Source organism: Actinosynnema sp. ALI-1.44, assembly GCF_001984155.1.
Lineage (GTDB): Bacteria > Actinomycetota > Actinomycetes > Mycobacteriales > Pseudonocardiaceae > Kibdelosporangium.
This window is the reverse complement of the sequence record NZ_MTQO01000042.1, coordinates 190527-201312: the sequence shown is the minus strand read 5'-3', so window position 1 is coordinate 201312 and position 10786 is coordinate 190527. Positions and strand designations below refer to the sequence as shown.

Annotated in this window: 1 protein-coding gene, 1 pseudogene and 1 riboswitch; the gene and the pseudogene both read left to right on the top strand. The window is 70.1% G+C overall.

Annotated elements, in window-relative coordinates; translation table 11 throughout:
- Nucleotides 1-10: 10 nt before the first annotated feature.
- Nucleotides 11-7387 (top strand): annotated as a pseudogene (locus tag ALI144C_RS59065) (type I polyketide synthase); the annotation flags it as partial.
- A gap of 376 nt (nucleotides 7388-7763) precedes the next feature.
- Nucleotides 7764-7828: riboswitch (guanidine-III (ykkC-III) riboswitch) on the bottom strand.
- Nucleotides 7814-10759 carry an SDR family NAD(P)-dependent oxidoreductase gene (locus ALI144C_RS57495; RefSeq protein WP_237774179.1) on the top strand — a complete coding sequence of 982 codons (2946 nt, stop codon included), beginning with the start codon at nucleotides 7814-7816 and terminating at the stop codon, nucleotides 10757-10759. Its footprint overlaps the riboswitch before it by 15 nt.
- The last annotated feature ends 27 nt before the right edge of the window (nucleotides 10760-10786 follow it).

Below are 10786 nucleotides of genomic sequence, written 5' to 3'. Positions count from 1 at the left end.
CGTGCAGACACTGGGGCAAGGAGAGGCAACACCGATGGCGAATGAGGACAAGCTCCGCGAGTACCTCAGGCGGGCGACGACCGACCTGCAGCAGACGCGGGAGCGGCTGCGAGCGGCGGAGGAACGCGCCACCGCGCCGATCGCGATCGTCGCCATGAGCTGCCGTTATCCCGGTGGCATCAGCTCGCCGGAGCACCTGTGGCAGCTGGTCGAGTCCGGCGGGGACGCCATCACCGAGTTCCCGGGCGACCGTGGCTGGGACCTCGACCGGCTGTACGACCCGGATTCCGAGCGGGAGTACACCTCCTACACCCGGCAGGGCGGTTTCCTGCACGACGCGGCGGAGTTCGATCCCGCGTTCTTCGGGATCAGCCCCCGGGAGGCCCCGACCGTCGACGCGCAGCAGCGGCTGTTGCTCGAGATCAGCTGGGAGGCGTTGGAACGCGCCGGGATCGACCCGGTTTCGTTGCACGGCAGCCGGACCGGGGTGTTCTCCGGTGTGATGTACCACGACTACTTCGGCTCCAACAGTTCCGGCAGCCTGGTGTCCGGACGGCTCGCGTACACGATGGGTTTCGAGGGCCCGGCGATCACCGTCGACACGGCTTGCTCGTCTTCGCTTGTGTCGCTGCATCTCGCGGTGCAGGCGTTGCGGCGTGGTGAGTGCCCGCTCGCGTTGGCCGGTGGCACGACCGTGATGGCGAGCCCGGCGACGTTCGTGGAGTTCAGCCGTCAGCGCGCGCTGTCGGCCGACGGCCGGTGCAAGTCCTTCGCCGGGGCCGCGGACGGCACCGGCTGGGCCGAGGGTGCTGGGGTCCTGCTGCTGGAAAAGCTTTCCGACGCTCGACGCAACGGTCACCCGGTGCTGGGCGTCATCCGGGGCTCGGCGGTGAACTCCGACGGCGCGTCGAACGGCCTCACCGCGCCCAACGGACCCGCCCAGCAACAGGTGATCCGGCAGGCGCTCGTCGACGCCACCCTGACCGCGGACCAGGTCGACGTCGTCGACGGCCACGGCACCGGCACTGTGCTCGGCGACCCGATCGAGGCCCAGGCCCTGCTGGCGGTCTACGGGCAGGACCGCCCGGCCGATCGTCCGCTGCTGCTCGGGTCGGTCAAGTCGAACATCGGTCACACCCAGGCGGCGTCCGGGGTCGCGGGCGTCATCAAGATGGTCATGGCGATGCGGCACGGCGTGGTGCCCAAGACCCTCCACGTCGACGAGCCGTCACCGCACGTGGACTGGTCGGCAGGACTGGTCGAGCTGGTCACCGAACCGGTGGCGTGGCCGGACACCGGGCGGGCGCGCCGGGCGGCGGTCTCGTCGTTCGGGTTCAGCGGCACCAACGCCCACGTGATCGTCGAACAGGTGCCCGAGTCCGATGAGGACACACCGGCCGACACGCCGTCCTCGATCGTGCCGTGGGTCCTGTCCGGGCGGACGCCGGAGGCGTTGCGCGCCCAGGCCGTGCGGCTGGACGCCTTCCTCGCCGAACACGAGACGTTGTGCCCGGCCGACGTGGCCGCTTCCCTGGCGACGACAAGGACTTCCTGGGAAGACCGAGCGGTCGTGGTCGGTACCACCCTGGCCGACCTGCGGGCTGGGCTCGCCGCGGTGGCTGGTGGTGCAGCGGCGCCCGGTGTCGTGCGTGGAAGCACTGGCGCAACGGGCAAAGTGGCGTTCCTGTTCACCGGTCAGGGCAGCCAGCGCACCGGGATGGGCCGCGAGCTGCACGAGCGCCACCCCGTCTTCGCCGAAACCTTCGACGAGGCGTGCGGACTGCTCGGGCTGGACCGGGAACTGGTGTTCACCGCGGGTGACCTCGACCGCACCGACAACGCCCAGTCGGCGTTGTTCGCCACCGAGGTCGCGCTCTACCGGCTCGTCGAGTCCTGGGGGATCACGCCGGACCACGTCGCCGGGCATTCCATCGGCGAACTCGTCGCCGCGCACGTCGCCGGTGTGTTGTCACTGGCTGACGCGTGCACCCTGGTCAAGGCCCGCGGCGAACTGATGGCTCGACTGCCCGACGGCGGGGTGATGGTGTCGGTGGCGGCACCGGAAGACGCGGTCGCCCTGCTGTTGGCAGGCCGGTCCGACGTGGCCATCGCCGCGGTCAACGGGCCAGCGTCCCTGGTGATCTCCGGGGCGGGCACAGCCGTCACCGAGATCGCCGACGAGCTCGCGTCGGCGGGGTACAAGACCCGGCGGCTGCGGGTGAGCCACGCGTTCCACTCGCCGCTGATGGAGCCGATGCTCGCGGAGTTCGGCGCGGTGTTGTCCGGCCTGTCCTTCGCCGAGCCGATGCTGCCGATCGTCTCCAACGTCACTGGCGCGCTCGCGCAACCAGGTGAACTGACGTCGCCCGGGTACTGGGCGCGGCACGTCCGCGAGACAGTCCGGTTCGCAGACGGTGTCCGTGCGCTGGAGGCCGACGGGGTGCGGACGTTCGTCGAGCTGGGCCCGGACGCCGTACTGGCCAGCATGGGACAGGACTGCCTCGCGGAACCCGGCGAGGCCGAGTTGGTGCCGGTGCTGCGGGCTGATCGGGACGACCTCGAAGCACTGACCACCGCCGTCGCGCGCCTGCACACGCGTGGCGTCCCCATCCGTTGGGACGCCTACTTCTCCGGCACTCGTCGCGTCGACCTGCCCACCTATGCCTTCCAGCGTGAGCGCTACTGGATCGACAGTCCCTTCTTCACCCCCGATCAGCTGCTCGGCGAGGCCAGCCTGCGCGAAGGGCTCGGCTATCGGATGGTGTGGCGCCCGGTCACCGCTGCCGGGACTGCGACCGGCCGGTGGCTCGTGGTCGACAGCGGAGCGGGCGGGGAATGGGCCGACACCTTCGGTGATTCCGCGATCCGCCTGGTCCTCGGTCAGGACGCCGATCGGGAGACCGTCGCGGCCGAAATCCGGGCCGTGGTGGGTGACGCCGAACTCGCCGGTGTGGTGTCGTTCCTCGGGCTCGACGAACGGCCGCACGGCGCGGTGACCACCGGATTGGTCCTGTCGATGGTCCTGGTGCAGGCACTCGGGGATCTGGATGCTCCACTGTGGATGGTCACGTCCGGTGCCGTCGCGGTCGGTGAGACCGAGCGGCCGACGGCCGTCGCCCAGGCCCAGATCTGGGGCCTCGGCCGCGTCGCCGCCCTTGAGCACGCCCGCCGTTGGGGCGGTCTGATCGACCTGCCCGGCACGGTCGACGCGGTGTCCGCTCGGCGCCTCCGTGAGGCGCTCGCCGGTGGCGAACCCGAAGTCGCGGTCCGGCCGTCCGGTCTGTTCGGCAGCAGGCTTGTCCGGGCACCGCGCGTCGCCAACGAGGGCCGGTGGACCGCGCCGGGAACCACGGTCATCACAGGCGGCACGGGAGCGCTGGGCGCACACGTCGCACGCTGGCTCGTGGGCAACGGCGCCGAACACCTGCTGCTGTTGAGCCGACGCGGCCAGGACGCCCCCGGCGCGGCCGAGCTGGCCGCCGAACTGACCAGCCTCGGAGCCGAAGTCACGATCGCCGCCTGCGACGCCGCCGACCGCGACCGGCTGGCCGCCGTCCTCGACGCGATTCCCCAGCGATACCCGCTGACCGGCGTCGTGCACTCCGCGGGTGTGCTGGACGACGGCCTGCTCGACGGCATGACCCCGGCCAGGCTCGACGCCGTGGCCTCAGCGAAGATCACCGCGGCGCACAACCTGCACGAGCTGACCGCGGGCCACGACCTGACGATGTTCGTCCTGTTCACCTCGATCGCCGGAGTGCTCGGCAACGTCGGCCAGGCCAACTACGCCGCGGCCAACGCCGCCCTGGACCTCCTGGCCCGGCAGCGCCGGGCAGACGGCCTCGCCGCCACAGCGATCGCGTGGGGCCCCTGGGCCGACGGCATGGCCGACGACACCACGGTCAGCGCGACCATCGACAACCTGGGCCTGACACCGCTGTCCCCGGCTCGTGCCGTCGCGGAGCTCGAAGCCGCCTTGCTGGCACGGGAAACCGCCGTCGCGATCGTCGACGCCGACTGGTCCCGGTTCGCCCCCGCGTTCGCGGCGGGACGCACGATCCCCGTGTTCGACGAACTGCCCGGCGCCCAGGTGAAGCGCGGCCCCGCAGCGGCGGACACGCCCACCGCGCGGGCATTGCGGGAGCGGCTGACCGGGCTGACCGACCCTGAGCGCGAACGCGCACTGCTGGACCTGGTCTGCGGCCAGATCGCCGCCGTGCTGGAGTATTCCTCCGCCGTCGCCCCGGCGCGGGCGTTCACCGACCTCGGATTCACCTCGCTGACCGCGGTCGAATTCCGCAACCAGCTCGACACCGCCACCGGGCTGCGGCTGCCCGCGACCCTGATCTTCGACCACGCGACCCCGCTCGCCCTCGCGGCCTTCCTGCGTGAGCTGCTGTTCGACGACGCCCCGGCCGACCACACCGTGGCCCCCACGACCGCCATGGGTGACGAACCGATCGCGATCATCGGGATGGCCTGCCGCTTCCCCGGCGGTGTCACCACGCCGAGCGAACTGTGGGACCTGCTGGTCGCAGGCGGCGACGGCATCACCCCGTTGCCGAACGACCGCGGCTGGGACCTCGACCGCCTCTTCGACGACGACCCCGACTCCGCGGACACCTCGTACGTCCGGGACGGCGGCTTCATCGACGGCCTCGCCGACTTCGACGCCGACTTCTTCGGGATCTCGCCGCGTGAGGCACTGGCCATGGATCCGCAGCAGCGGCTGGTCCTGGAGACCTCGTGGGAGGTCTTCGAGGACGCCGGGATCGACGTGGCCTCGTTGCGCGGCAGCCGAACCGGTGTGTTCACCGGCATGAACAACAACGACTACGCGATGCTCTTCAACTCCGGCGGGGACGGTCTCGGCGGCTTCATCGGAACCGGCAACGCCTACAGCGTCACCTCCGGCCGCGTCTCCTACACCTTCGGGTTCGAGGGGCCCGCGGTCACGGTGGACACCGCGTGCTCGTCGTCGCTGGTCGCGATCCACCAGGCGATCCAGGCGCTGCGCACCGGCGAGTGCACGCTCGCCGCCGCGGGCGGCGTCACCGCGATGACCACTCCGCGTGCGTTCATCGAGTTCAGCCGTCTGCGCGGGCTTGCCCCGGACGGCCGTTGCCGGGCCTTCGCCGCCGACGCGAACGGTACGAGCTGGTCCGAAGGCGTTGGTGTGGTCCTGCTGGAGCGGTTGTCGGATGCTCAGCGCAACGGGCATCAGGTTTTGGCTGTGGTGCGGGGTTCGGCGATCAACCAGGACGGCGCGTCGAACGGGTTGACGGCCCCGAACGGTCCGTCGCAGCAGCGGGTGATCCGGCAGGCCCTGGCCAATGCCGGTGTTCCCGCGTCCGAAGTGGATGTGGTGGAAGCACACGGCACCGGCACCACTCTGGGCGATCCGATCGAGGCGCAGGCTCTGCTGGCCACTTATGGTCAGGATCGCGCTGAGCCGTTGTGGTTGGGGTCGGTCAAGTCGAACATCGGGCACACCCAGGCGGCTGCTGGTGTTGCCGGTGTGATCAAGATGGTGCTGGCGATGCGGCACGGTGTCCTGCCGCAGACCCTGCACGTGGACGAGCCGACCCCGCACGTGGACTGGTCGGCTGGCGCGGTGCGGCTCCTGTCCGAGTCACGGGCGTGGGAGCCTTCAGGCCACCCGCGTCGTGCCGGTGTTTCCTCTTTCGGTTTCAGCGGTACGAACGCTCACGTCATCCTGGAGGAGGCGCCCGCTGAGGTTGTGGCGGACGTGCCGGTCTCCAGTGGTGCGGTGCCGTGGTTGTTGTCCGGTAGGACTTCGGATGCTCTGCGGGCCCAGGTCGAGCGGCTTATGTCCTTTGTGGAAAATCGGCCTGACGTGTCGGTCGCGGATGTCGCGTATTCGCTGGTTTCTTCGCGTGCGGCGTTGGAGTCGCGTGCGGTGGCAGTGGGTTCGTCCCGCGATGAGCTGCTGGCGAGTCTGAACGCGCTGCTGGACGACCCTGCTGCGGTTGCCGGGGCAGGTGGCCGGGTTGTGTTGGTGTTCCCTGGTCAGGGTTCGCAGTGGGTGGGGATGGCTGATGCTCTGTGGGAGTCCTCTCCGGTGTTCGGCGTGCGGATGCGGGAATGTGGGGAGGCGTTGGCGCCCCACGTTGATTGGTCGTTGCGTGAGGTAGTGGCTGATTCGGTGGCGTTGGCTCGTGTTGATGTGGTGCAGCCGGTGTTGTGGGCTGTGATGGTGTCGTTGGCTGAGGTGTGGCGTTCGTTGGGTGTGGTTCCTGCTGCTGTGGTTGGCCATTCTCAGGGTGAGATCGCGGCTGCTTGCGTTGCTGGTGCACTGTCATTGAGTGATAGTGCTCGTGTTGTGGCGTTGCGCAGTCGGGCGATCTTGAAGTTGGCTGGTCAGGGTGGGATGGTCTCGCTGTCTTGCTCGCTGGAAATCGCGCAAGAGGTGTGCGGGGCCGCGGGTGCGTCGATCGCGGCTGTCAACGGGGCTGAACAGATCGTGGTCTCTGGGACCGTCGCGGCGTGCGATCATGTGATCAGCGACTGTGAGCGGCGGGGGGTGCGGGCACGCCGGATCGAGGTGGACTATGCCTCGCACTCGCCTCAGGTAGAAGGTCTTCGCGATGAGTTGCTAGATGTCTTGCGGCCGATCACGCCGGTCAAGGGCACGGTTCCTGTGGTGTCCACGGTGACGGGTGAGTGGTTGTCGGGCGAAGAGATGGACGCCGAGTACTGGGTGGACAATCTTCGGCGCACGGTGCAGTTCTCCGCAGCTATTGCGGACTTGCAAGCTCAGGGCTACTCGACTTTCGTTGAGTCCTCGGCGCATCCGGTTCTGACCACGGCAATTGGCGACACGATCGCTGACGGTGTGGTGGTCGGGACATTGCGGCGTGACCAGGGTGACATGGCCCAGGTGCTGCGTTCGGCGGGGCAACTGTGGGCCGCGGGCGGATCGGTGGATTGGGCGGCTTTCCTCGCCCCTCACAAGCCGACTCGAGTCGATCTGCCCACGTATGCGTTCCAGCGTCAGCGTTTCTGGCCCACCGTGAGCGGTCCTGGGGGAGATGCCTCGGGTCTCGGCCTGGGTGTGGTGGAGCACCCGTTGCTGGGAGCGGCCGTTCCGATTCCGGAGACCGGTGGGGTGCTGCTGACCGGGCGCGTGTCAGTGGACTTGGTGCCGTGGCTGGCTGATCACCGTGTCGCCGGGCGCCTGCTGGTCCCAGGCACGGCCCTGGTCGAACTGGCCATCCGTGCCGGTGACGAAGTCGGCTGCCCCACCCTCGAAGAGCTCACTCTCCAAGCACCGCTGGTGCTCCCCGAAACCGGGGCGTTGCAGTTGCAGGTCTGGGTCGACGACCCCGAGGAGCACGGACAACGACCGGTCCGGATCTACTCGCGGGCGCACCGGCTCGACGACCCGACCACCCCGTGGACCCAGCACGCCATCGGAATCCTCGGCACCGCACCCGCTGTCCCACAGGCGCTACGCGAATGGCCACCAGCCGGAGCGGTTGCCGTGGCACCGGCCGAGTTGTACGGGCGGTTCGAGGAGATCGGGATCTCCTACGGCCCGGTCTTCGCAGGCATGCGCAAGGTTTGGCGTCGCGACAACGAGACTTTCGCCGAGGTCGAACTCCCCGAAGGCACTGACGTCTCCCGCTTCGCTCTGCACCCCGCCCTGTTCGACGCCGCACTGCACCCGATGGCAGCGTCGAGCGACGGCGTGGGCGGACCCTGGCTTCCCTTCGCCTGGCAAGGTGTCTCGCTGCACGCAAGCGGAGCCGTCTCGGCACGGGTACGGCTCGTCGCGTCCGGGGACCACGCGGTGTCCGTGGACATCGCCGACCACGCCGGAGAGCCCGTGGCCTCGGTGGCCGCACTGGCACTCCGCCCCATGGGTGCGCTGCCGGAGGTCGATTCGGGGCAGGACCACTTGTTCCGGCTCACCTGGGAGACTCTGGCCGACGAGCCGGTGACCGACTCCGGCCCGGTGGCCGTGGTCGGGGCGGACCCGCTCGGGCTCGCGGCAGTCCTCGGCGTCACCGCGTACCCGGACCTCACCGCACTCGCGGACGCCGGAATCCCGCAACGGGTCTTCGTGTCGACGGCAGACGAGAGCGGACAGGTCCCCGGTGCGGTGCGCTCGGCCACCGCGCGGGTGTTGCGGCTGATCCAGGAATGGCTGGCGGACGAAAGGTTCGAGCAGGCACAGCTCGTCGTCGTCACGCGCAACGCCGTGAGCACGGGCCGGGGTGGGGGCGCACCCGACCTGGCGTCCGCCGCGGTCTGGGGCCTCGTGCGCAGCGCCCGTTCGGAGAACCCTGGACGTCTCGCGCTGCTCGACCTTGACTCGGCGCCAACCAGCCCGGGTGTGCTGACCGCGGCGCCGACCGACGTGGAACCCGACCTGGTCAGCCGCGGTACCCGCTATCAGGCGCCCCGGCTGGCCAGGGCGACCTCGTCGGGGCGGCTGGTGCCGCCGCCGGGTGTCCAGGACTGGCGGTTGGACCTCTCCGAGCGGGGCACGGTCGACAACCTGGTGCTGGTGCCGAACGAGCGCGCGTTCGAGCCGTTGACCGAACACCAGGTGCGGATCGCCGTGCGCGCCGCGGGCATGAACTTCCGCGACTCGCTGATCGCGTTGGACATCTACCCCGGCACGGGTGGTATCGGCGGAGAAGCCGCAGGCGTCGTGCTCGAGGTCGGTTCGGCGGTGACCGACCTCGCCCCTGGTGACCGGGTGATGGGCATGTTCCCGTACGCCTTCGCGACCGTTGCCATGGCCGACCGGCGCATGCTCGCCAAGATGCCCGACTCCTGGACCTTCGAGCAGGCCGCCGCCTCGCCGATCGTCTTCGCCACCGCCTACCAGGCGCTCGTCGACCTGGGGGACCTCCAGGCAGGGGAGTCGGTGCTGATCCACGCCGCCGCGGGCGGGGTCGGCATGGCAGCCGTGCAACTCGCCCGGCACCTCGGCGCCGACGTGTACGGAACAGCGAGCCCCCGCAAGTGGGCCGCGCTGCGGGCCGCCGGGCTCGACGAGGACCACATCGCCTCCTCACGAACCCTCGACTTCGAAGCGGAGTTCGCCGAGACGACCGGTGGCGACGGGTTCGACCTCGTGGTCAACTCGCTGACCGGGGAGTACGTCGACGCCTCGATGCGCCTGCTGCCGCGCGGCGGGCGATTCGTCGAGCTCGGCCGGGTCGACGTCCGGGACCCCGACGAGATCGCGGGGTGGTACCCCGGTGTCGAGTACTGGACGTTCGACCTCAGCGAGATCGGCCCGCCCGCCACCGCGGTGGTGCTGCGGGAAGTGCTCGCGCTCATCGAACAGGGCGCGCTCGAGCCGTTGCCGGTGACCACGTGGGACATCCGGGACGCGGCCGACGCGTTCCGGCACATGACCCAGGGCCTGCACACGGGCAAGATCGTGCTGACCGTGCCGCGCGCGTTGGACCCGGACGGCACTGTGCTGATCACCGGCGGCACCGGGACGCTCGGTTCTGCCGTGGCCCGGCAGCTCGTCACCCGGCACGGCGCCCGCAACCTCCTGCTCACCAGCCGCACCGGCAGCGCTCCCGAACTGGCCGAGGAGTTGACCGCGCTCGGCGCCGACGTGCGGGTGGCGGCCTGTGACGCGGCCGACCGGGCCGCGCTAAGCGAGTTGCTCGATTCGGTGGACGCGAAACACCCGCTCACAGCGGTGGTCCACGCGGCCGGTGTGCTCGACGACGGCGTGATCTCGTCGCTGAACCCGGAACGGCTCGACGTCGTGATGCGTCCCAAGGTGGACGCGGCGTGGAACCTGCACGAGCTGACCGAAGGCCAGGACCTGGCGTCGTTCACGCTGTTCTCCGCGGCGGCCGGTGTCTTCGGTGGTCCCGGACAGGGCAACTACGCCGCGGCGAACACCTTCCTGGACGCCTTGGCGCAGCGCCGCCGCACCCAGGGCCTGCCCGCGACATCGCTGGCGTGGGGCCTGTGGGCGGACGCCAGTGCGATGACCGGGCACCTCGGTGACGACGGCGTCGCAAGGATCTCGCGGTCCGGCGTGGCCGCGCTGCCGATGGACGAGGGCCTCGGGCTGTTCGACCGCGCGCTCGACATGGACGACGCGCTGCTCGTGCCGATCCGGTTGGACACTCGGCAGCTGCGGGACATGCCAGCCGACGCCGTGCCGCCGTTGCTGCGCGGCCTGGTGACATCGACCGCGCGCCGGACCGTGCACACCGATGCGCGGGGCGCGGAAACCTTCCAGCAGAGCCTGACCGGCCTGTCGCCGGACGAACTCGACGCGACGCTGCTGTCGTTCGTCTGCCGAAACGTCGCGACCGTGCTCGGCCACAGCAGCACGGACGCCATCCAGGCCGAACGCGCGTTCAGCGAGGTCGGCTTCGACTCGCTGACCGCCGTCGAGTTCCGCAACCGGCTCAACGCCACGACCGGTCTGCGGCTGCCCGCGACACTCGTGTTCGACTACCCGACCCCCGCCGCGCTCGCGGCCGAGCTGAAACGGCAACTGGCGCCCGCGGCGGCCGATCCGGCGGCGGCAGCGCTCGGCTCGCTCGACCGGATGCGGTCCACCTTGGCCGGTCTACGGGTCGACGCCGAAACGGGTCTCGCCATCACCGCCCGGTTGCAGGACCTGCTCGCGAGCTGGCAGGAGTCGACCGTCACCCCTGCGGACGAGGACGTGTCCACACGCCTCGAAACCGCGTCCACCGACGAGGTCCTCGACTTCATCACCAACGAACTCGGCATCTCCTGATGGCCGCCGACAGAGGGACGACAAGCA